The 22,530-nt window shown below is 45.3% G+C and carries 20 protein-coding genes; 8 read left to right on the top strand and 12 right to left on the bottom strand.

The features are described 5' to 3' along the window. Positions 1-52: 52 nt before the first annotated feature. From VNQ80_RS05045 to VNQ80_RS05065, 5 genes are read right to left on the bottom strand one after another with little or no spacing between them, the layout of a single operon-like run. Entirely contained in the window at positions 53-1,441 is a 1,389-nt protein-coding gene (locus VNQ80_RS05045; protein ID WP_325636366.1) for a BT_3987 domain-containing protein, read from the bottom strand. A gap of 56 nt (positions 1,442-1,497) precedes the next feature. Continuing rightward, positions 1,498-2,385 carry a BT_3044 domain-containing protein gene (locus VNQ80_RS05050; protein ID WP_325636367.1) on the bottom strand — a complete coding sequence of 296 codons (888 nt, stop codon included), beginning with the start codon at positions 2,383-2,385 and terminating at the stop codon, positions 1,498-1,500. Positions 2,386-2,410: 25 nt separating this feature from the next. Beyond that, positions 2,411-4,405, bottom strand: a complete 1,995-nt coding sequence (locus tag VNQ80_RS05055; RefSeq protein WP_325636368.1) for a RagB/SusD family nutrient uptake outer membrane protein — start codon at positions 4,403-4,405, stop codon at positions 2,411-2,413. A 28-nt stretch (positions 4,406-4,433) separates the two neighbouring features. Next, entirely contained in the window at positions 4,434-7,505 is a 3,072-nt protein-coding gene (locus tag VNQ80_RS05060; protein ID WP_325636369.1) for a TonB-dependent receptor, read from the bottom strand. A gap of 34 nt (positions 7,506-7,539) precedes the next feature. Further along, positions 7,540-8,874, bottom strand: a complete 1,335-nt coding sequence (locus tag VNQ80_RS05065) for an IPT/TIG domain-containing protein (protein WP_325636370.1) — start codon at positions 8,872-8,874, stop codon at positions 7,540-7,542. A 557-nt stretch (positions 8,875-9,431) separates the two neighbouring features. Here VNQ80_RS05065 and VNQ80_RS05070 point away from each other — a divergent pair. After that, on the top strand, positions 9,432-10,046 hold the full coding sequence (locus VNQ80_RS05070; RefSeq protein ID WP_325636371.1) for a TetR family transcriptional regulator: 615 nt from the start codon (positions 9,432-9,434) through the stop codon (positions 10,044-10,046). Here VNQ80_RS05070 and VNQ80_RS05075 read toward each other — a convergent pair. Both VNQ80_RS05075 and VNQ80_RS05080 read right to left on the bottom strand, forming a co-directional pair. Then, positions 10,011-10,295, bottom strand: a complete 285-nt coding sequence (locus tag VNQ80_RS05075; protein WP_325636372.1) for a CBU_0592 family membrane protein — start codon at positions 10,293-10,295, stop codon at positions 10,011-10,013. The genes VNQ80_RS05070 and VNQ80_RS05075 overlap by 36 nt on opposite strands. Before the next feature lie 123 nt (positions 10,296-10,418). Next, positions 10,419-11,324, bottom strand: a complete 906-nt coding sequence (locus tag VNQ80_RS05080; protein WP_325636373.1) for a DUF4886 domain-containing protein — start codon at positions 11,322-11,324, stop codon at positions 10,419-10,421. A gap of 250 nt (positions 11,325-11,574) precedes the next feature. Between VNQ80_RS05080 and VNQ80_RS05085 the strand changes: the two genes are divergently transcribed. Together VNQ80_RS05085 and VNQ80_RS05090 are read left to right on the top strand one after the other, a co-directional pair. Next, the gene (locus VNQ80_RS05085) at positions 11,575-12,159 is read left to right on the top strand and encodes a C40 family peptidase (protein WP_325636374.1); all 585 of its coding nucleotides are present in this window, start codon (positions 11,575-11,577) and stop codon (positions 12,157-12,159) included. 133 nt (positions 12,160-12,292) lie between these two features. Next, entirely contained in the window at positions 12,293-12,805 is a 513-nt protein-coding gene (locus VNQ80_RS05090) for a phosphoribosyltransferase family protein (RefSeq protein WP_325636375.1), read from the top strand. A 16-nt stretch (positions 12,806-12,821) separates the two neighbouring features. On the opposite strand, the gene VNQ80_RS05095 is transcribed toward VNQ80_RS05090, so the two are convergent. The 5 genes from VNQ80_RS05095 to VNQ80_RS05115 all read right to left on the bottom strand — a co-directional run bounded on the left by VNQ80_RS05095 (position 12,822) and on the right by VNQ80_RS05115 (position 18,754). Then, positions 12,822-14,261 carry a lytic transglycosylase domain-containing protein gene (locus tag VNQ80_RS05095; RefSeq protein WP_325636376.1) on the bottom strand — a complete coding sequence of 480 codons (1,440 nt, stop codon included), beginning with the start codon at positions 14,259-14,261 and terminating at the stop codon, positions 12,822-12,824. A gap of 238 nt (positions 14,262-14,499) precedes the next feature. After that, a complete protein-coding gene (gene tatA, locus VNQ80_RS05100) occupies positions 14,500-14,694 on the bottom strand; it encodes a twin-arginine translocase TatA/TatE family subunit (RefSeq protein WP_325636377.1) in 195 nt (64 codons plus the stop codon). Positions 14,695-14,881: 187 nt separating this feature from the next. Next, a complete protein-coding gene (locus VNQ80_RS05105; RefSeq protein WP_325636378.1) occupies positions 14,882-16,168 on the bottom strand; it encodes a murein hydrolase activator EnvC family protein in 1,287 nt (428 codons plus the stop codon). A 119-nt stretch (positions 16,169-16,287) separates the two neighbouring features. After that, positions 16,288-17,079, bottom strand: a complete 792-nt coding sequence (locus VNQ80_RS05110; RefSeq protein WP_325636379.1) for a DUF4292 domain-containing protein — start codon at positions 17,077-17,079, stop codon at positions 16,288-16,290. Further along, positions 17,057-18,754 carry a tetratricopeptide repeat protein gene (locus VNQ80_RS05115; RefSeq protein ID WP_325636380.1) on the bottom strand — a complete coding sequence of 566 codons (1,698 nt, stop codon included), beginning with the start codon at positions 18,752-18,754 and terminating at the stop codon, positions 17,057-17,059. The genes VNQ80_RS05110 and VNQ80_RS05115 overlap by 23 nt, the downstream gene beginning before the upstream one ends. A gap of 143 nt (positions 18,755-18,897) precedes the next feature. Here VNQ80_RS05115 and rplM point away from each other — a divergent pair, with 143 nt between their 5' ends. The 5 genes from rplM to VNQ80_RS05140 all read left to right on the top strand — a co-directional run bounded on the left by rplM (position 18,898) and on the right by VNQ80_RS05140 (position 22,511). After that, positions 18,898-19,341, top strand: coding sequence for a 50S ribosomal protein L13 (gene rplM / locus VNQ80_RS05120; RefSeq protein WP_325636381.1), 444 nt, complete (start codon positions 18,898-18,900; stop codon positions 19,339-19,341). A gap of 11 nt (positions 19,342-19,352) precedes the next feature. Continuing rightward, positions 19,353-19,739, top strand: coding sequence for a 30S ribosomal protein S9 (gene rpsI, locus VNQ80_RS05125; RefSeq protein ID WP_262249355.1), 387 nt, complete (start codon positions 19,353-19,355; stop codon positions 19,737-19,739). A 21-nt stretch (positions 19,740-19,760) separates the two neighbouring features. Next, entirely contained in the window at positions 19,761-20,636 is an 876-nt protein-coding gene (rpsB, locus tag VNQ80_RS05130; RefSeq protein WP_325636382.1) for a 30S ribosomal protein S2, read from the top strand. 185 nt (positions 20,637-20,821) lie between these two features. Then, positions 20,822-21,661, top strand: a complete 840-nt coding sequence (gene tsf, locus VNQ80_RS05135; RefSeq protein ID WP_325636383.1) for a translation elongation factor Ts — start codon at positions 20,822-20,824, stop codon at positions 21,659-21,661. Between the two features lie 388 nt (positions 21,662-22,049). Next, positions 22,050-22,511 carry a response regulator gene (locus VNQ80_RS05140; protein ID WP_325636384.1) on the top strand — a complete coding sequence of 154 codons (462 nt, stop codon included), beginning with the start codon at positions 22,050-22,052 and terminating at the stop codon, positions 22,509-22,511. The last annotated feature ends 19 nt before the right edge of the window (positions 22,512-22,530 follow it).

Below are 22,530 nucleotides of genomic sequence, written 5' to 3' on the forward strand. Positions count from 1 at the left end.
AAACAAATGGATATTTTTTATCACGCTCGGCATTCGGTCATGAGGTGGTACCTTATTTTTTAAAAGATCGGTTATACATACGTTCATGTGTCCACCAACCGGCCCAATCCCTATAGAGGTATTCAATAAATAGCTCATTGGTTGCCAGATTGAAGGCGTTCGCGCTTTCTTGCACCGCGTAATTTCCCTGTTGAATAAAAATTTCTTTCGTCTCCGGGTCGATTGAAATATACTGGACATCCGTAATCCCGCCGACTTGATCTTCGTTTGCACTGTAACTACCAAATAAATAGCCCGTCTCCCAGGTCGTTACACCCGTTCGCTTTACATAGCGCCGCCTATCATTTGGATTTGATGGATACTTACCTGCTCCTTCTCCGGACTTACCTAGCCGATCAACCGTATACCAACCGGCCAAATCATCCACCTGATACAAAAGCATCACAGTATTCGTAGCACCATCAACTGCTGCGCCTTGTGCCGATTCGATGGTCAGTGGTAGCGCATACGCCTTGCCATCGCCCAAAAGACTGATGTCCAGCTCAACGGTTACCTCTTGAAAAGCAGATGTACCCGTAAACGTATAGTTTTCAGGCAGCGAGTATGCGCCAGCAGGCACCAGATCAAATTGACTATCGTTTGTCGTATTATATTCCGTCAGCGCAGTTTCATCTACCGCAAATTGCATGGCTACACCTTCGTTTTCGTTAAATTCGTTGCTGCCAATACGAATAGAGGTAACGTGTGCGTCCGTACTTCGAAAGTAGAAAGGCAACCATTCCGCGATCATATTCTTTTCGAAGCCAAAGGCCACCAATTTCTGTGCCTGCTCAACCACAGTTGCGATTTCCCCCACATCATTTTCCTTGTCGACAGACTGTACGGCAAATGTATATTCGCCATCCGTGCTCATCAAGTCGGTCACTACATAAGTTACCACACCACTTGGGACCGTGAGTAACCGTTCCTCGCCACCTTTCGTATAACGGATAATTACGTGGGAGAAGTTATCGTCTGTTGGTTCGACCCATTTCAACGTAACCTGTCCCGGTCCCGAGATTGCCGTTAAATCCGTAACGGCAACAACCGTCGTAAACAATTTCGGCGATTGGCGGACCAAAACCTGTATTTTTTCATCGCCGCTGGTTACTTCTATGGTTGCGTTGCGATGTTCGACAAGTAAGTTTTCCGAGACACTCACCTGTAAGGCGTCGCCGACTATACTCACCGTACACCATTCGCTATCCTCAGAGACTAATTTCACTTTGGTTTGGCCGGCAACTGGGTTTTCGATGCGGATCGTTTGGGTTGCCTCATTACTTTTGAAGTTCAAACTGGTTTCAGAAAGTGAAAAATAGGCCTTTAACTGCTCCAACTCACTGTCACTGCAGGCAACGATAAGAAATTGGACAACTAATGCGAATAAAATTTTTGTTCTCATATCGTTCTTAAGTAATAAGGGCAATAACCTTCTATAGCTATAGTTAACCAATGCAATTATTCGACCCTTGTTAATATTTCTACCACCTGCACCCAATCGGATTGCGTGGGTAACTTGTATCGGTAAGACAGGTTAAACGTTTGGAGTTCCGGATCATAATAACATTCGTCGGCATCATCGATTTGGATATCCCTAAACGGCTTTACCCGAACGGTATTATCATCGTTTATAATTAAAACAATGGTTTTATCCCTTATATCTTCCCAGACTGTCGAACTCGCCAAGTTTTCAGGAAACATCCTTACGCGATTACTCGCCAAAGGGACAATGGATTTGGTAGCGGTAATATTGGAGGAGCCCGCTCCCTCCCGCTGCCGAGAACCCTTCATTTTATAAAAACGCGACGCAGGCGAGGAATATACATTCGCTAATTCGGGCTGGTATAAAACAAATGATTTGACTGGATTTACCTCATGACCCGACGCTGATACGATTCGGAAAGGAATCATATACGTGGTATCGGGCGACAATTCATTGGCATCGATCTCTATCGGGAAAAAGGTGGTTGCTGCTGACTCCCCTTTCCGGAGAATGATTTGGAATGAGGGTAATACATATAAATTACTATCTACTAATTTTACGTGCTTTGAATACTCCAACCCGTAGTTTCGGTAATTATAACTATTTAAAATGGATGTATCGATTTCAAGTGTTACCCGTACGTCTTCATCCAAGGGCATACTTCCACCACTACCAAGCGTCAAGAAACCAGTGGATATGGAATCGTTCATTTTGTGTGTATAGGTGAAGATATTATTTTCGTCACTCTTCAGGTAAATTATCTTTTCGTAATGTTCCTGGTCGAGTAACTTTTCCTCACAGGACACCGCTCCTATAGCAATGACGATGCTACCAAGCCATATAAAAATTATCGTTTTTCTCATGAGCGAATAAAGATCATCGTTAATATTATTGTTCCCACCCCGGGTTCTGGTCGAGCGTTTGGACACGCATAATCTCTTGCCTATCTATGGGCAACAAAATCATTTTCGGCTTAAAGGTCCGGTTTCGCACGGCGGTATAATTAGCGATCACGCGGTTAAAATATCCCGCCCGTTCGGTTCGTTCCGTATCCATCCCCATAATTGGCTTAGCCTCCTCTTCTGCAACAATACCCCAACGTCTCGTATCGTAATAGCGCAATCCTTCATGTAAAAACTCCACTAGCCGTTCGCGTTTCAATGCTTCAAAAAAAAGGTCTGGGTTAGCTAGTTCATCTGGTGTTAGCCCCGGTAGTCCACTCCGGTATCGTACGCTGTTAAATGCGGTCGCGATTTCATTTACATCTCTTGAAAAGGAAAATGTATTTCCAGTGATGGTGTCCGTCATTTGGTATGAACGGGTCAGGTTGTTTAATGATTCGGCATACATTAGCCGTATGTCTGCAAGGCGTACAATTGAAAAAGACTTTTCCAGTACCGCGGCATTCGAGCCGCTCCAGGCATCATCGGGGTGGATGTATTTTTTAGAAACATAACCGGTAATTGGATAATTTCGGGTATCTCCACCCACCGAGGCGCTTTTACCCGCGTTGCCATCGATTGAATAAAACACTTGCTGCGCAAATTTACCACTCTCAGTTGTCGAATTCATAGGCCAAAAACACCCGTGGTAGCCAATAGAGGCATAAAAACGAGGCTCCCGATTCAGGTACATGGAGTTGACATTTGCCTTAATCAAATACCCGGAAAACGTAGAGTCCCTTGTACTGAACCCTTCTTCCGAATAGGGGAAAAGGGTACTCGAATTTTCAATGCCTCTTCCATCGGCCATTCGATAGGCATCGATTACCTTTTGCGGAATTCCATAACCGTTCCACCCACCAAATTGCGCAGGAAACGAAAGGTAGCTTGCGTTGGTTACTTCCGCCGACTTCATACCAAAGACAAACTCCTTATTTCTAAAGCCGAGCGTCTCGCCGTTAAACATTTCTGAGTATGACTTGAAATGATCGATGCCATTAGCACCCTCCGGCCAATTTTTGTAATAATTGGGATCGTGCAACACACCTTCGGGCAAGCGAGGTGTACTTGAAGAGGCCTCGACCGTATGGAGCTGGTAGCTCATATCCATAACACGTTTACAGGCTGCAGCAGCTACTGCCCATTTTTGTTCGTCATAGGTTTGCGAAATATAGTTGACCTTGTCAGATTGCCGTTTAAAGTCGGAAAAATAAATCCGCGCAGCTTGTCCACCATTGAATAGTGGACTGGCAGCATAAACGCGTAGCCTCGCAATCAAACCATAAGCGGCACCTTTAGTGGGTCTACCAAAAACAGGAATGGGTACATCCGCTGGGATATAACTTGCTGCGAGCTCCAGTTCATTACACACATAATCAACACTCTCGTCATACGTTGATCGATATTTCTGGTAGGCCTCCGCTGGAAGACTAGTATCGTATACTTGGTCGCCCACAATCAATAATGGCCCGTAGTTTAGTAACAGATAGTAGTACGAATAACCTCTTAAAAAGTGGGCATATCCAATAATTTCACGCCTTTCCTGACCGGACAACCCCGGACATTCGTTGATTCTGGCAAATATGGTGTTTGCTTTTCGGATAACCTGGTAAAGTGCAGCCCAGGTATTCATCGGACCCAAGTTGTCCGCATTGATCCGATCTAACGGGAAGCGTTGTGCAGCATAATCATCTTCCCACATGGTAAACCCTTCATCGCTTCCCAAAATAGCCGGATAATAACTATTCCGAAAGATATTGCTTGGATCTGGCAACAGTGCCGCAGCTCCCCATAGGTATCGCTCTAAGTATATCCTATTCTGAAAAACAGAATCGATATTAAGCGTATCTTCGAAATAGTCTGTCACATCCAAAAAGCTACACGATGAACTAAACGTCACAATGGAAGTGAGAATGAGCAGCATATTCCTTATCTTTTTCATATATCGAGAGTATTAATGGTATTTTCAATTAAAAGTTGACGTAGAGCTGAAAGGCAAAACGCATTGGAATGGGGTATGCATATCCATTTTGATTCGCCAATTCGGGATCCCATATTTTCACTGAGTCCCAAACCGCTAGATTGTATCCAACAAACTGTAAGTCGATTGACCGCATATTCAGATATTCGGTCAGAATGGTTGGCCGTAGGTTGTAATTTATGGAGACCTCCTGCAACCTAAGGTAGCGACCATCACCGAGCCAAAAAGACGAATAAACATCGTTGTTCTCATTCCGACCATAGGTCAACCGTGGGAAACGGACATCTTGTTTTTCAGTAGACGGATCTCCCGAATACCACGCAGGTGTCCACCGATTGGCTTGGTCATTTGCCACAGAAAGCACGTTGCCGATCATTCCGCCATAAAAAGGAAGATAGCCATACCCATTGTTGTTCATGAAAAAATCAGTGCGGCCTGTCCCTCTAAGCAATACACCAACGGTAAGGTCCCGACGGCGGAATTCGACACCAAAACCATACATCAAACGAGGTATCGGTGAATAGGACAACGGAATTCGATCGTCGTCCGTGATTACGCCATCGCCGGTTACATCTTTGTATTTGATATCGCCAGGCCGTACCTTTCCGAATTGTGTGGGACTATTGATGACGTCCTGCTCATCGACAAATAAACCGATGGCTTTAAAACCCCGAAGCACATTATAGGGCTTGCCGGTAAACGATAAATAGTCATATTTTTGATACGGTTGTTCCCAATTGGTCACCTTATTGGTAGCATAGGTAAAATTCCCCCTAAACGTTAGCGCCGACTGTTCGCCAATATCTAAAACATAACTCAGGTTACCGTCTGCACCGTAACTTTTCATGGAACCGACGTTGCCATATGGCATCGTGACTGCACCAACCCAAGTAGGCAGCTGCGTTCTCCGTTGAAAAATACCCTCGCGGTTGTCATTGAAAAAATCCACGATAAACTCCAGCTTATTATCAAACAATTTAGCCTCGAGACCTATATTCGCCTTTTTTGCAACCTCCCAAGCTAAATTATCTGCACCTACCACGCTTTCTATAAGCCCGGGACCACCCCAGCCACCCGCGGCGTTTGAATTAACGATGGTTAGGTATGGGAACCGATCGTCACTGATCCGGTCATTACCTACCGTGCCATACGATCCTCTGATCTTTAGAAAGTTGATTACGGGCAGATGATCTTTTACCCATTCGTATTGCGTTGGCACCCACCCTACGGCTATTGATGGGAAAAATCCAAACTGTTCGCCCCTTTTAAAGTTCTCCGATCCGGTGTAACCGAAATTTCCGTCAATCAAATAGGTATCCTTGTACCCATAGGTAATCCGCGACGATATCCCCTGGTATCTTTTTGGGATTGCCATCATGCTGGACCCTTCGTTGGTCGCACCTTCACTGCTCATGTAGTAGTAAAGCAGACCGCCTATCCGATGGCCGCTTTCATAAAACCGGTCAAAATTCAAATTTGCTTCCAGGTGGTATTTACGCCATTGGCTCTCGGTAGTTGAATACTGGACATCATACGCATTCACGCGCTTAATCATGATCAACTCGCCATTGGTATTGCGACCGGTAGAACTATACAAATCCGGCCGCTTATCTCGCCGCTCATTGAAGTATGCCCAATTATCAAATGCACCTTGAATTTTACCCTTCAAACCCTTAATTAGAAAACCAAAATCTTGGTTAACGGCTATTGTCGCCATGTTCCGGTATGTTTGATTGGTAGACATCCCTGTTTTGTTCAAAAGGATATAGGGAGATATTTCGTCGAAATTCCCAAATGCCGGTGCTGCTCCATTTGAGTACTGCATGGGTACGGTAAGCGGTGTCAATTTAGCTTGGGAAGACCATAGCCAGTCGGTATTTGCCATACCTGGCAGGAAATTCACCGAGTTATGACCATCAAGTCCAAGGTATACCGATGTAGTCTTGGTAACATTTACATCGAGATTGAGGCGGTAGTTATAGGTATTGTAACCAATATTCTTTTTGTACTTGCTCACATCATCTTGTTTGTAAGCAGCCGATTCATTAGACATTCCTAGACTAATGAAATACCGGGCAAGCGACCCACCTCCTCGCGCACTCAAATAATACGTCTGTTGCAATGACGTTCTCTTCAAGATTTCCTCCTGCCAATTCACATTGGGGTACAAATCGGGATCCAAGTTATTCTTGATCAACTCCATTTGCACATCATTATACAGCGGTTGATTGCCCGAAACCACAGAAGCTTCATTAGCCAAATTGGCATAATCATAGGCATCCAGGTAATCTGGTGTCTTATTCAAGTAGGAAACAGTCTGACTAAGTCGACCCGTGATTTGTAACTTTTGATCATCGCCCCGTTTGGTGGTGACCAGGATAACACCATTGGCGCCGCGAACACCGTATACAGCTGTTGCAGATGCGTCTTTTAATACAGAAAAAGACTCGATATCAGCCGGATCGATTTGGCTTAGTGTACCTTCTAAACCATCAACCAAGACCAATGCGCCACTATTGGCACCAAACGTGCCGATTCCGCGCACCCAAAATTCGGAAATGTTCTTTCCGGGTTCCCCGCTCTGTTGCATAGAAATAATACCCGGAACACGCCCGCCAATGAGGTTGTTGAGCGAAGTTGCCGGGACCTGTAAATCCTTGACATCTACACTTGTCACGGCGCCAACCAAACTTATTTTCCGCTGTGTTCCCAGGCCAATTACAACTGCTTCCTCAAGTACATTTTCTGATGCCACCATCACAATTTTGATGTCATTTTCGGGGTTTGTAATCGCATACTCCTGGCTTTCAAAGCCAGTAAATGAAAAAGCCAATACATCACCGGGACGGCCGCTTAGCTGAAACTGCCCGGCATCGTTGGTTGTCCACCCCACACCGGGCCGATTCTTGATATGGATACTTACCCCCTCCATGGCCTTGTCCATTTCATCGTACACCGCACCTTCCAACACAACCTCCTGTTTTTCTGTTGTACTTTGTTGAGCAGCAATGTGATTTGGAAAACAGAACATGACGATTGCGGCACATATTAGTTTCATCATTGGGCACGCTATTCTTTTTATAAATCTCTCCATGTTACTGTATAGTTATTTTACGAATACACCTATTATAATAATCAGAAATGTACAAGGTACCGTCCACATCGATTTTCATCCCCCAAAAGCGATCGAATAACGCTACGTCCGGGTCTCCGTCTAAATATCCGGAGGTTCCTGGAATTCCAGCGATGGTAGAAACAACACCCTGTGGCGTAATCATACGTACACAATAATTATCGGTATCGCCCACGTAAAGGTTGCCGTCACTATCAAAGCTTATTTGACAGGGATTACTAAATTGCGCCAGTTCTTTCGGCCCGTCGGAATGCCCTTTTATACCCGATCCTGCGTAATCTTCGACTTCCAATGTTCTCATGTCCATTCTATAAATTCTATCCGTGCCCGGTATAGGACCATCATTGGGGGCCATTGAAGAAGGGTTGACAAAATAGAGTATGTGCTTATCAATTGGATGGAAAGTCAAATATACTTGTAATGATGACTGGACCCTGTCCTTTAAGATACCTTTTTTAACCAGCGATGCTTCATGAGTCCTCGGATCAATCTTCACTAATTCGCCCTGCGTCGTTATCGTATAGAGTGAGCTGTCGAGTTCGTTGAATGCCAATGAATACTTACCGGTTAAATCGAAATCATCACCGGCACGCTTTGTCGGATTGACACGCCTCGCGAGCCATTGTTTCTCGGGATCAAATTCATAATAATACGGGGCACCATTCATCGGAAAATAAAACGTCTTACCATCCTTGTCCGTACAGCCTGAAGCCATTTCCCCGTATGCCGTAGTATTTAATAAAGTCACAACAGAGTTTCGCTCTTCATTAATCAACCTTGCACGTGCTTTCCATTCGCCGACAAGAATATTCTTTTCTCTATCTACCGCGATGTACCAAGGGTTATCGAATCTGGCCTCAACCAATGTTCCATCCACGCTTTCCCTTTCGCTATGCGGCGTACCCGAAATCGTTGACACCTGAACCTTCGGTCGATAATAGAAAGGCTTTTTGTACTGGATTGAATCGTTTCCCATGACAACCGAAACAATACAGGTATCGCCCGGCAAACGCGGCGCAAGCACATACGCGAGATCACCTATTGTCCGTACAACCTTGGCTTCCTTATGATTAAAATAAACTTTAAGCTGAGATGCGTCTGTGCCAAAGTTTGATCCCCGAATGATAACCTGTGTAGACATGCCGCCCGAATCGGGAATAAAGTCAGTTAACTGGATGGGTACATTCGGGTCATGTGGAATCGAGGGAACTTCCCTTGCTTTCTGCTTATCACACGCTAGCAGAAGTAGCGTGCAAACCGCTATAACAAACGAAAACTTGCTTTTCTCAACTATCATAAAAGTATATTTCAGTTTAAAATCAGTGGTTATAATGAGATAAATTCGCTTTGCGGCCTGCCGTGGTGCCAAATACCGCCGTAAATTCCGTACACTTCGGTTTATTGCACGGATTAACGAAGTATTTTTTTCAGCGCATCCACTTCAATAAGACTTGCCTGGATTTCGCGTAACAAGCAAAAACACTCAAACTACATTCGCGCCTGTGCGAATACTTTTCTTCTGATTAAATTGATTTTATTCATAATTTGGCCGATTAAAACCTCGTTAGTTCATCATCGCAAAATGGTTACGAATTGTTTAGCAAAGCTATTTTTTTTTTATTAATTTATCAAATAAATAATATATAAAACAATATAAATCACTATAAATCAGAATTATAAATATTATTTATTAACTGAACATACAATTAACAACTTAGGCGTACTCACCGTTTACTACTATTATAAGCGGACCCCAAGCTTTTACAATAATATTAAATGAATATACAATTAATCAAAAATCTAAATAATGTTGTAGATTTTTGTACTTTCGCACAGACTAATAAACGCTCAATTATGGGAAGGAAGAGCTTAAAAGAAATCCGACAACTCGAGATCATCAAGGTCTTTTACAAGGTTGCCAAGAAAGAAGGATTAGAAAACACGTCTATTGCAAAGATTGCAAAGGTAATGGACATCAACCCCAGTCTCATTATCCACTATTTCAAAACCAAAGAAGAGCTCACCTACGCACTCATCGATTACATCCTCGATAAATATTTGTTAATCTATAAAATTAAGCGAGAAAACGGCATCCCTTTGAAACAGTTGCTGGTAACCGTTATCGATGATCTGTTTTCAAGAAAATGGAACAAGCTATTTGACGACGGATTATTCTATAGTTGCTATGCACTCTCCTTTCGCGAAAAAAAAATAAAGAGCAAGTATAGAAAACTGACCGATTCACTTCGTGAGCATCTTACCGAGCTGATTGAAGAATGCAAAGAAGCGCAATTCATTGATGTTCGAAATCCGCGGCTTACAGCCGACATCATTTTCGCATTGATAGACGGTGCGTATTTTTATTTAAGTCTTTTAGAGAATACAAAAACCTTTGACGAAAAAATAGCCAAATATAAAATAGAAGCCTTGCGCCTACTCGGTCTCCCTCATCCGACTACTGTGCCTTAGGTCCGATCGTCTTCGCGAATATCGAATAACCCCAAACAATGCGATGAGTGCCCATATACCATTGGCCGCGAGGTTGGGTGTATCCTTAAAATAGAAAGCGCTAATAACCAATCCTACCCCACCGATCACATTCAAAACCTGATAAAGCGGATTGTCAAACCGCAATACTTTCAAGTTGAGGAGCATATAAGCCAATGAGCAAAAAATAAATCCAAACCATCCAATAATCATCACCGTTGTTTCCGTCATTTTAATGTTTTCAAATCTGTGAATATACGTAACCTTTTATCAGGGCCAAGCAGCATTGCGCGAACTAGCCCGCAGATTGAGTGGTTACCTATACGCCCCTGAAACAGCACCCTCATCGGTAAGTCAATCCAAATTGCTGGCTCTACCAATTATCGCCGTAAGCCTCGATGGCTCGAAAGCATAATCGTCAAGCAGCATATTGGGCTTTGGCGTTAAGGCAATTTCGGTTACCGAAAAAGGCTGAAGGCAGGCTGCATGGGCGGCCCGCTGGGCAACCGCAGCTTGGGCTGCCGATACGCCATCAGGGCGGTACCGATCTACTGGCGCCTCCTGACCAAACAACACTTCAAACCATGTGCAGGCTGCTATGAAGCGACCGATATGGAGGTCGAGGTGATATCCGTCGCGCGTTAGGTTATCACCGATAAAACTGTTCCGCGCGTTCTGAATCGCCGTACCACATGGAACCAACAGACCGATCGGGACCAACTTCTGCGCCTTTGCAGAAGCGCCCATGATGGCTTGGTACATTTCGTTTTGGTCGTTATGGTAGTTCGCAAAACCTTTATGGGTGGAATTAGCAGCGTAAGCCCAAGTTTGGTGCCAAATGTACTTCACACCGCCGGCCGTTGCACTATCGATGTAGTAATGCAGTGCGGTGAGTGGCGCAACATAACTATCGAACTGGCCCGACAGCGGACTAGCTTGCTGCAAGGAAACATAGTCCCAATGCTCGTCTCGTAATGCCGTGAGGATACTCACCTCTTCTTTTGTGGTTTTTACACCATCAACATCGATTTTCCGGTAACTGTATGCCGCCTTGTCTGTTCGCGCGTTCTCCCAATGTAGTGACAGCGGTGCCCCACCGATATACATATTGGCGATAACAATCGGCTTATCGGCCGCAGCAGCCAACTCATACAGGTATTGTTCAACAGCATCCTGTGAAAAACTATTCCCAATAGCCAATATCCGCAAGGTATCCGGTTGCCCTTGTGTATTTGCCCAGCAAAAACTTATTGTTAGCAAGTTTATAACCAGTAAAAAACGAGTAATTCGAAACATGCCCAATTATAGGTACTTTTTTCCTTGCATCAATGGATTTTTTACTATAGTTTTGCCGCCGAACCATTTGCATGTGGTAACATGCTGGTAAACAATTAATGTCTGCATGTTTCATAAAAAGGCAATTTAATGAACCCGACATGATTAATCCACCAGCTAGCGGATTAAATCATCAAAGGCTCCATCTGACAACTGAAAAAGAAGAAATAAACAGATGAAAAAGAAAACTTCAATAGCCTGCCTGCTATTCGCTTGTTTATTTGCCGTGTCACAAGCACAAACATCAGCCGACCAGTCTACAGATCCTTCGGACCCGGACAATTTAGCCAAAGATTACTTTTCCCAGATCATGGGCGTAGCGGTATCAGCTTCCACCAATACCAAACTATATCAGTTTATCTACGAGTGGATAGGCACCCCCTATCGTTTGGGTGGAAAGACCAAACGGGGAGTTGATTGCTCGAGATTTGCATACGAGCTATACGACAAAGTCTTCAACACCACACTTGGCCACAATAGCCGTAACATCTACACACAGGTAGACCCCATTGCGAAAGATCAGCTCATGCCCGGTGACTTGGTATTTTTTAAAATACGCAGCCGCAACATTACTCATGTGGGTGTTTATATCGGTGACGATAGATTTGCACACGCTTCGTCTAGCCGTGGGGTGATGATAAGCGACCTGAATGACGCCTATTGGAAACGCTATTATTATAACGGCGGTCGGATGCTGGCCGTTGCTACAGCCAGCAAATCAGATGACGAAGAGTCGACATTATCACCACCGATGCATTAATGCGTCTAACCATCCTTTTTATACCCTAAGCGCTTATTAGTTATCCATGAAAGGATGCTATTTTAGTACCCCCCCTTTGAGGGCTTGGTGAATATACTTACCTTTACCAAGCCATTGCATGACAATTAAGTATATGTCCACGAAAAAAGTATTAATTCTCAACCAAGAGCAGATAGCAAAAAAGATTACCCGTATTGCTTACCAGTTGATGGAAGACAATTTCGAGGAGGCTTCGCTGGTTTTGGTGGGAATCGCGGACCGCGGTTATGTGCTTGCTCAACGCCTAAGAGCCGAACTTGAACGGATTTCAACCTTCGATATTTCGCTGATCAAAGTTACGTTGGACAAAACAAGTAGCACGTTGCTCGCCCAGACAGATACTCCCGTCGAACAGGCAAAAGACAAAGTAGTTGTATTGATAGATGACGTGTTGAACAGCGGACGTACGTTAGCTTATGGTATCGGCGTGTTTTTCGACGTGCCATTAAAGAAGATGCGTACCGTGGTGCTGATTGACCGCAGCCATCATAAATTCCCAATCTTCAGCGATTTTTCGGGATTGAAACTCTCCACCATCCTCAAGGAACATGTAACCGTCCAGCTCCGCGAATGCGATGGAGGCGACGATGCTGCTTGGCTCATTTAATCGAACGACTTAACCGTTATTTCACTTTTATTTTCAATGTCATTCCCGGCTTAATCCGGTTGCTACGCAGGCCATTGTCTGACTTGATAGTCGAAACGCTGGCCTTTCGATACCGTTCGGCGATACCGGACAACGTATCTCCGCTTTTAACACGATATGTGATGTACGATGCTTTGGTAGACGGTGAGGTTGATTTATTGGATTGCTCACCGGCAGCCATAATGCGAAGCTGTTGTCCCGGGACAATCGTATTTTTCTTAAGTCCATTCCAGACCTTTAAATCCTGGACACTGACGTGGTATTGGTTTGCTATTTTCCCGAGCGTTTCACCCTTACGAACCCGATGCGTAGCCGCGATCGCCCCAACGTCCTGTTGTGCCTTCCCTTCGGCGGCGTAAAATGCCTGCATTTCATTGGGTGTATTCAATACGACATATAAAGCTGGGTACGCATGTGGAGGTGCCTCGGGCAATATCAGTCTTTTCGGCATGTCGGTAGTACCGTTCACGACCCCTCGTTTATAGGCCGGATTCAATGACTTAACGACCTCTTCTTCTACGCCCAATGCCTGGGCTACTCCACTCAGCGGCACGTGTTTCTGCACCCATATCGCTTCCGTCTGCTTGGGGATGCTGGTTGCCGCGGCCACAATACCATGTTCTTCATGATACTCCATCATATAAGTAATGGCAATAAAAGCAGGCACGTAATTGCGAGTTTCGCGCGGAAGGAAAGGACTAATGGCCCAGTAGTCCGGATTGGTCAATCCAGACCGTTGGATAGCCCGCAACACATTTCCTTTCCCACAATTGTAAGAAGCGATGGCCAACAACCAATCTCCGAATTCGTTGTACGCATCTGTCAAATAAGCGGCAGCCGCACGACTCGCCGCGATTGGATCCTTTCGTTCATCTACATAACTGTCAATAGCAAGGTCATACATCCGTGCTGTAGCATACATAAATTGCCACAATCCGGTAGCCCCGACCCGCGACACCGCATGGGGGTTCAATGCCGACTCAACGATGGATAAATATTTAATTTCTTTAGGAATACCTGCTTCGGAAAATGCCCGTTCATATATTGGGAAGTAATACTGGGACAATCCCATCATTTGCTCGAGATGTCGTTTATATCGCGCGGTGCTGTACGCATCAATGTAGGACTGGACTTGCGCGTTGTAGGTAAGTGGTACCATTTTCTGCAAGTATGCTAAGCGCCCCTCGACGGTAGCTGGCACGAACGTAAACATCGGAAACAACTCCAGTTCATCTTCCAAGTCGACAAAACTTATACTATCTGCTATCAGTTCAAGCCGAATATCAATCGCACTGTCGTCGCTATTCTCAGTGGTTAATGTGTCAGGCGGCAGATTAGGAGAGAAGGGTTCAGCGCATGCCACATGGACACACAACATACTGCCTACGGCTACTGCCGAAATCTTAGTTAACACCATGCTTTGCTAGTGGGTATGTATATGCCATAATTTCACATCTCAGCTATCGGTTAGCTTATTAGTGAGTTACCAATGTATACTGGGTAAGTATGCATTATGTGAAAAACGCAAGGATTTGCTTTTTATTGTACGGCCAATAAATAAAATTGCTATCGAGTAAGCGGCCGTTAAAATAAAGGGACTTTACACCAAGGTAGACAATCCGGCATAAAGTCCTTTCCGTAATTTGGATAGTTATTTACTGCTTGTTTCCTTCCAGCTCTTCCTTAGGCTCATTAGGGTTCTCTTTCTGCCCTTCTTTGAACTCTCGGATACCTCGTCCCATTCCACGCATCAGTTCCGGGATTTTCCGGCCACCAAATAATAAAAGGAGCGCTAAAACAATCAGGATAATCTCTTGAGCACCAAGAAATAACAACACTGAATCTACCATAACCGTTGTTTTAAATTTTCAAATCCACCCAGCCTTCAATAACTAGGCGATGCTGCAAATGTAAGTATAATATTTAATTTCATCTATTTTATTCTTTTCAATGGTGGATGAAGGCTCAATTTACAGCTCGGTTTCTGTCATATAAATTGCCCTCTACCTTGGCATCGCGAGAACGCCAATCACCACGTTATTTTGCTAACCACGGCTCCGGGTTTATGGGCGCTGCACCTTCCCATATTTCGAAGTGAACCTCTGACGTCCCGTCTTGCGGATCTACCAGTGCTGTCCCTAACGCCTGCCCGCGCTGAACCGTCTGTCCACGCTTCACGGTGGGATTGCCAAGTTTCGTATAGACCGTAAAATACTTACCATGCTGCACGATAACGGCATAAGATCCGGCCATATTTGCTACTTGAATAATCGTGCCGTCGAAAATCGCCTGCACCTGCGCGTTGTTATTCGTGCGAATCGTGATACCAGAATTTTCGACAGTCACGTTCCGACCAATCGTGTGCCGCCCGAAACGCTGGGTAATGACGCCCTGCTGGACAGGCCATGGCAAACGCCCGCGGTTGCCCGCAAAATCGGCCGAAAGTTTTGCTGCTGCCGGTGTATTGGCCAAGACCTCTGTATCGCTTTTTCGGACGACCGGCTTTTCCGCTTCTACCTCAGCGACGGTTTTACCGGTACGCTCGGCCTCAACTGCAAGCGCCGCCCGACGTGCCTCCTCTTCAATCCGTCGCTGCTCCTCAATTTCCCGCTGGATTGCCGTACGGATTGCCCTTGCCAAACGCTCATCTTCTTGCTGTTTCTTCCGCAGTTCCTGCTGGAATTTCTTCTCCTGCTGGGTTAGCGCCTGCAATACCTTAGATTGCGCCCCTTGCTCTTGCGCAATCGTCTTACGTTCACTCTCTTGCTCGCCAAGCAATGCTGCTTGTTCCGTTTTGCTGGCCTCCAGTTGTGCTACTTTTAAGGCAATCTCCTTCTGCGTCTCTTCAATATCTTGGGCGCGCAACTTTCGCGATTCATTGAATTGCTGCAGGTATTTGACACGCTTGAATGCCTGGTTGAAATCTTTGGCGGCAAAAATAAACATCATCTTATTGTATGCATTCCGGTTACGGAAGGCAAACATAATCATGCTCTCATAGTCTTTACGCAATTTTTCCAGCTGGTCACGAAGGTTTTGGATGGTCTTGTTATGGGACGCAATCTGATTGTTGATTAGCTTGATTTCACTACTGATGGTGCTGATTTTCTTTTCCCGCAGGCGCAACTGGGTGTTTAGCGCGTTTACTTGCTTGAGCGACAGGCTCCGATCGCTTGATGTGGCTTTTAGGCTTTCGTTAAGTCGCTCAATTTCCTTGTTCAACTGCTCACGTTGTTTCCTTAATTCAGCACTGCTCTGTGCATAGCCAGCAGCCAGTGTTAAAAAGAATACAACTACGCTTAATGTTCCTTTTAGATAACTCATCTATATACCACTTAATCTGTTATAGGTAATGATAACCTTCTTCCTATAACCACATCCCCCAGCCCGTTATTGTCTGCGAAAGTAATAAATCTACCCCGATAATCACGCATCGTTCTACATTATTGGACTTCAGTATACTTCGATGGGGCAATGAAGGGCAACTCAACCTTTTCGTCGTAAACCACCTTGCTGTATCTCATCTCGGATAGCAGGGTCAACTGGGGGGTAACTATTGAAATTTTCATCTGATGCGGGAAGGAGTTTTCGGCAACCGCCTGGTAGTCGGAGTAAAACGCTTCTAGTTGTTGGCCACGTGCCGGTGCCGCAATCGACGTATAACTATTTTGGTAAGCAGTATCCACGTGTACCGCATATTGCAGACTATCCGCTTGTCTTTGCAACAAGTACCCACTGGCACGTTTCCAAACTTCCAAATCACGTCCGCTAACCTGGTCAATTACGTCGCCTACAAGCAGTCGCTCTAAGCTGGAAAAATCCAACCCACTGCCCGTAAAACCACTTAGGTAGGCAAAGGGCTTTCTAGTGTATTCAGATTGCATGCGATTGATAATCTTTATGCTGTCGGGTGTGATAAACACACGCGCCACTTCGATACCCATGATTGCCGTCACCGAAATCCAAATCGCTTCATCGCGCACCACACGCACATTGGCTGTCACATCGTAACGTTCCTTCCCATTGATGGTGAGGTTGCTCTTGGCACGACCGCTGAAGGTAGCGTAGTGTAACTGTTGTTGGGCTACATGATCCATCACTGCCGCCCTTGCTGCTCCAGACACCGCTGTTTCATTACCCGCGGACGAAACGATCCGCTTTTTTGGCCCGCAAGAAAGCAAGAGCGCTAAAACAAAACAGAACCCCGCCGCCTTAGTCAATGTATTGCTTCGCATCAATTTTTTGGGATAGTTTATCAATATCCTTGCCAACCGCTTGAGACAGCGTTCTAGCCTTTTTCCATTGGGTCAAGGCTTTGCTGACATGCCCTAACTTCGCTAGGATATCGCCATAGTGCTCCAGCAATGTTTCCGATGCGGTATCGGAACTCGCTATCGCTTTTTCTATCCATGAAAGCGCCGTTTTATAGTCACCTTGCTGAAAAAGCACCCAAGCGTAGGTGTCTTGGTAGGACGGGTAATCGGGTGCCAACTCATTCGATCGCTTTGACATCTCGGCGGCAAGAGGCAGCTTCTCTTTGCGGAGCGCCAGGTAATAGGCATAGTTATTCAATGCGTATGCATTTGCACTGTCCAGCGCGATGGCTTCCTCGTACGCCACATCTGATTCGGCATACATGTCCATTGCGTTATAAACATCGCCCAAACTGCTATACAACTGAGTCAACAGTGGAACATGCTCCCCATTTGCCTGATTTAGCGCAGTCTCCAAATACGTACGGGCTTCTTGATAGCGCTTGTTCCCCAAATAACCATGGCCCGTAAAAAACAGGATGAGCGGTTGGTTGGGGAAGAGTGCCAACGCCTCTTTGCCATGTGATTCAACATCGTCATACCGCCCCAATTGAAGTTCTACCTGCAACAACTGCTGCCAGACGCCCTCGATATACCGATTAATATCCAGCGCACCCAAATAAGCATCACGGGCTTCATTTGGTCTTTGCAATTGCATATATATGTCACCACGCACCGCATGTGCCTTAGCCTCATTGGGGTAGGTCTGGGCAAATAAATCGGCCAATTCTGCAACATAAACTTTATCAAGTGGGTGCCGCGTATTTCCGAGTGTACTGTAAAGTAAACCCGCTTTGGCATCTATTCCCAAGCTATCGCTACTGAACGCTTCCTGAAGATAATGATAAGCCTGCCGTTGTTTTTCCATGGCTAGGTAAACATCAGATTTACCAAGCAACACGAGCGGGTCATCCGGAAAAATATCCGCCGCATCATCCAGCAGGGCAATGGCTTTCTTCGTCTCATCTGCTTTGGTATATAATTCGGCCAGCAGGATGTAAGCCTTACTTTCGTTGGGTGCTGTTGAGACCAACATCTCCAATTCATTGATTGCAGCGTCCATGTTGCCTTGGGCAAGGTAAATCTGATGCTTGGTGAGGTGTTGGTCTTCAGTTGCCCCGAATCGAGCACTCATGGTATCACAAACCGCTAATGCTGCATTATACTGCTTATCAACAAACAATGCGTAAGCTTTTTCACGATAAAGGGAAGCATTCTTCGGATTAAGCCGGATGAGCTCATCCAATACGACGGGAATGGCTTTCACGTTTCTTGTCTTCCGGTAAACATCCAATATGGTATTCCAGTAATTTTCATTATCCGGACTGAGTTCGGCCGCCCGTAATGCGGCCCGTTCCGCAGCGACAAGGTTTTCCGCATCGATGTATAGCTGGGCCAGCTGGAAATAAGCTCCGTCATGATTGGGCTGTAGCTGAATTACCTGTTCAAAGGTTTTCTCGGCCAGCGCCAATTGCCCGGCTGATTTTTGATGCATCCCTTTGTCATATAGACTTTTGGCCGACAAACTATCCGCAGATTTCGGTGTCTGCGATACCGCGGTTTCCTGGGCAAAGGCCGAACCCGTGGTATACCACATGCCACTAGTCATAACCAAAACCCGGAATACTATAATTATTACTCGCCACATAACTTTGAAAAATAAATTTTATTGTCGTACCTTTGCAGTCCCTTAAAATAAAGGGGTTAAATATATTTATTAATTATTTCAAAACAAAGCAAGTGAATACGTTAAGTTACAAAACTGTCTCTGCCAACAAAAACACCGTCAACAAGGAGTGGATTGTTGTTGATGCTGAAGGCGAGATTTTGGGGCGCTTGTCATCCCAGATTGCCAAGGTGATCCGGGGGAAACACAAGCCTTCGTACACCCCACACGTAGACTGCGGCGATAACGTGATCGTGATCAATGCAGACAAAGTAAAGTTGACTGGCAACAAGCTCGAAGACAAAGTGTACCAACGGTACACCGGCTATCCGGGCGGCCAGCGTTTCAATTCTCCTAAAGAGTTATTGGCGAAGCACCCCACGCGTATCGTAGAAAAAGCCGTACGCGGCATGTTGCCCAAGAATCGGTTGGGTCGTGCCTTGTTCAAGAACCTGTACGTATATGCAGGCAACGAACATCCCCATGCAGCGCAAAGTCCAAAAACTGTTAAATTCTAAGGAGTAAAGAAATGTCGACAACGAACACGTCAGGAAGAAGAAAAACCGCAGTAGCCCGCATTTATTTGTCTGCTGGCAGCGGTAACATTACTGTAAACGGCAAAGATTACAAGGAATATTTCCCTACCTTGCCATTGCAATACATTGTGACCCAAAGTACAGAAGTAGCCGGTGCGACTGGCAACTACGATGTAAAGGTTAACGTAGCCGGTGGCGGCATCAAGGGGCAGGCGGAAGCCGTTCGCCTGGCGATAGCCAAGGCATTGATCACGCTAGATCCGGAGGTAAAACCTGCTTTACGTGCAAAAGGACTGGTAACGCGCGATGACCGCATGGTGGAGCGTAAGAAACCAGGACGCCGCAAAGCGCGCAGGAAGTTCCAATTCAGTAAACGTTAATCTTTTAAGGAGAACAGAAAAATGGCAAGAGCTACATATCAAGAGTTGTTGGATGCAGGTGTACACTTCGGTCACCTTACCCGTAAATGGGATCCGAAAATGGCCAAGTACATTTTCATGGAACGCAACGGCATCCATATCATTGACTTAAACAAAACACTCACCAAACTGGAAGAAGCCGCATCCGCGATCAAACAGGTGGTGAAATCGGGAAGAAAAGTGCTATTCGTAGCCACTAAGAAACAAGCAAAGGAAATCGTCGCTGAACAAGCCAAGGCCGTAAACATGCCGTTTGTGACCGAACGGTGGCTCGGCGGGATGCTTACGAACTTCGCGACCGTCCGCAAGTCCATTAAAAAGATGTCGAACATCGACAAAATGACCAAGGACGGCACATTTGATGTATTGTCGAAAAAGGAAAAACTGATGATACAACGTGAGCGTGTTAAATTGGAAAACCTATTAGGAGGTATTGCCGATTTGAACCGCTTGCCTGCTGCCCTTTTCATTATCGACGTGAAAAAGGAGCACATTGCCGTAAGCGAAGCACTGAAATTGAATATCCCTACGTTTGCTATGGTAGATACCAACTCGGACCCTACCAACATCGACTTCCCAATCCCTTCCAATGATGACGCGTCCAAATCGATTGCCCTTATTACTGGGCTCATTGGTAAGGCGATTCAGGAAGGACTTGAAGAACGTAAGCGCGATAAAGAGGAAGAAGCCGAGCGGGAAGCTGCAGCTGCCAAAGCCAAGATAGACAATGGCGAAGAAGCCGAAGTTGAAGGCAAAGAAGAAGCTAAGGCAGAAACAACCGACACTGGCGGAAAACGCCCGCGTAAAGCAAAAGCTGAGGCGACAGCCGAAGCGGAAGGTAGCCAAGACGGAGAATAACTGGCATCTTAAAAGCCGGATGGGCAAGGGTGCTGGAAGCGATTAACTTCCGTCAACCAGTGTACCATCCGGTTTTTTTTATCCGATCCGTTAATGGAAACCCAAAATCTCTGCCTTTTTTCGGCACAATAGATTAAACTGGTTTAGCAACCAAGAATCGTACATAACAAAATAAGGAAAATAGCATGTCCACAGTACAAATTTCAGCATCAGACGTAAATAAGCTGCGCCAACAAACCGGTGCCGGCATGATGGATTGTAAAAAAGCGCTAATTGAAGCGAATGGAGATTTCCAAGCAGCCATCGATTACTTGCGTAAAAAAGGGGCAAAGGTGGCCGCTAGCCGCCAGGACCGAGACTCTAACGAAGGCGTAGTTATCGCGAAGACTACCGCAGATGGAAAAAAAGGCATCGTCATCGAACTGAATTGCGAAACCGACTTCGTAGCAAAAAACGCCGACTTTATTGCATTTGGCGAAAGCATTGCAGATGCAGCTGTAGCCCAAGCACCAGCAACGGTTGAGGCATTAAAACAACTGGAAATAGACGGTGTGAAAATTGCCGACCTATTGCTCGATCAAACAGGCAAAATCGGTGAGAAAATCGACGTGTCAAAATATGAAACAGTTGAAGCCGAAAAAGTAATTGCTTATATCCATGGCAATTATCGCTTAGGCGTTTTGGTAGGTCTCAACAGCGCAGCGGATGGTACGGATGAAGCGGGCAAGGATGTGGCCATGCAGATTGCTGCCATGAACCCCGTAGCGATCGACAAGAGCGACGTAGACAGCCGTACCGTTGAGCGCGAGTTGGAGATTGCAAAAGAACAAATCCGGGCAGAAGGCAAGCCTGAAGAAATGGTTGAAAAGATTGCCCAAGGTAAACTCAACAAGTTCTATAAGGAATCCACGCTCTTAAACCAAGAATTCGTGAAAGATTCTTCGAAAAACATTGCCCAGTTCCTGGATAGTGTTTCTAAGGGATTGACAGTTACTGTCTTCAAGCGGGTTCAATTGGGCGCGTAAATTCATTTAGTAAAATTAGAGCGGCAATCTTCTTCTACCGCAGCCGCTAATATGATTTTTGATGCCGTCTCCCTGTTTCCTTCGGGGGACGGCCTTTTAACCCATTGAGGGGTTCAACTATTACGAAACAAGTTTTCCCAAATAGACACGTCTGTTTCATAAATAGCCTGGTTTTATTATTAAAACGAGCTATATTAGCGTGTATATTTAAAATATTTTTGATTTTTGACTATTTGAGTGCGAAAATTAGTAACTTGGGATTGTTGAAATGACGGTCTTTTTCCCGGCAGGAGTAAACTTATAAAGGGTGACTGCCAAAATATTGCGTTGCTGTTTGTTGTAGAAATTGTTTTAAAAAAATGGGTATTGGCTTAAAATCCGCTGAAACATGGAAACGAAAATTTCCGTTCTGTATGTAGACGATGAAGAGAATAATTTGATTTCTTTCAAAGCTACCTTCCGTCTAAAATATAAGATATATACCGCTTTGAGTGGTATCGAGGCCATGCAAATCGTCGAACAGCATCCCATAGACATCATCATCACCGACCAGCGGATGCCACAAATGACAGGCGTCGAATTCCTTGAAGAGGTCATTAAGATAAACCCCGACCCTATGCGGATTTTACTCACAGGATATGCCGATATGAGTGCGGTGGTCGACGCGGTAAATAAAGGAAAGATATTCCATTACCTGAGTAAGCCTTGGAGTGAGGAAGAGTTGGATGAAACCATACAGCGGGCTTATGAGCTATTCTCCGAACGGAAGAAAATAAAGGAGTCTTTCTCGCAACTTGAAATCACAAATGATCAACTCGAGTTTTTGCTTAGGCAAAAACTACTCTCATAAACCCACTGTTGGAAATTCG

Origin of the sequence: Parapedobacter sp. (assembly GCF_035556095.1) — a bacterium.
In the GTDB taxonomy this organism is placed as follows: Bacteria; Bacteroidota; Bacteroidia; order Sphingobacteriales; family Sphingobacteriaceae; genus Parapedobacter.

Coding starts and splice junctions, on each gene's coding strand:
- VNQ80_RS05050 (WP_325636367.1), bottom strand. CDS start 2,385: ATGAGAAAAACGATAATTTTTATATGGCTTGGTAGCATCGTCATTGCT.
- VNQ80_RS05085 (WP_325636374.1), top strand. CDS start 11,575: ATGAAAAAGAAAACTTCAATAGCCTGCCTGCTATTCGCTTGTTTATTT.
- VNQ80_RS05110 (WP_325636379.1), bottom strand. CDS start 17,079: ATGCGAAGCAATACATTGACTAAGGCGGCGGGGTTCTGTTTTGTTTTA.
- VNQ80_RS05095 (WP_325636376.1), bottom strand. CDS start 14,261: ATGGTGTTAACTAAGATTTCGGCAGTAGCCGTAGGCAGTATGTTGTGT.
- VNQ80_RS05105 (WP_325636378.1), bottom strand. CDS start 16,168: ATGAGTTATCTAAAAGGAACATTAAGCGTAGTTGTATTCTTTTTAACA.
- tatA (WP_325636377.1), bottom strand. CDS start 14,694: ATGGTAGATTCAGTGTTGTTATTTCTTGGTGCTCAAGAGATTATCCTG.
- VNQ80_RS05045 (WP_325636366.1), bottom strand. CDS start 1,441: ATGAGAACAAAAATTTTATTCGCATTAGTTGTCCAATTTCTTATCGTT.
- rpsI (WP_262249355.1), top strand. CDS start 19,353: ATGTCGACAACGAACACGTCAGGAAGAAGAAAAACCGCAGTAGCCCGC.
- VNQ80_RS05055 (WP_325636368.1), bottom strand. CDS start 4,405: ATGAAAAAGATAAGGAATATGCTGCTCATTCTCACTTCCATTGTGACG.
- VNQ80_RS05090 (WP_325636375.1), top strand. CDS start 12,293: ATGTCCACGAAAAAAGTATTAATTCTCAACCAAGAGCAGATAGCAAAA.
- VNQ80_RS05060 (WP_325636369.1), bottom strand. CDS start 7,505: ATGATGAAACTAATATGTGCCGCAATCGTCATGTTCTGTTTTCCAAAT.
- VNQ80_RS05075 (WP_325636372.1), bottom strand. CDS start 10,295: ATGACGGAAACAACGGTGATGATTATTGGATGGTTTGGATTTATTTTT.
- VNQ80_RS05115 (WP_325636380.1), bottom strand. CDS start 18,754: ATGTGGTATACCACGGGTTCGGCCTTTGCCCAGGAAACCGCGGTATCG.
- VNQ80_RS05140 (WP_325636384.1), top strand. CDS start 22,050: ATGGAAACGAAAATTTCCGTTCTGTATGTAGACGATGAAGAGAATAAT.
- VNQ80_RS05070 (WP_325636371.1), top strand. CDS start 9,432: ATGGGAAGGAAGAGCTTAAAAGAAATCCGACAACTCGAGATCATCAAG.
- rpsB (WP_325636382.1), top strand. CDS start 19,761: ATGGCAAGAGCTACATATCAAGAGTTGTTGGATGCAGGTGTACACTTC.
- tsf (WP_325636383.1), top strand. CDS start 20,822: ATGTCCACAGTACAAATTTCAGCATCAGACGTAAATAAGCTGCGCCAA.
- VNQ80_RS05065 (WP_325636370.1), bottom strand. CDS start 8,874: ATGATAGTTGAGAAAAGCAAGTTTTCGTTTGTTATAGCGGTTTGCACG.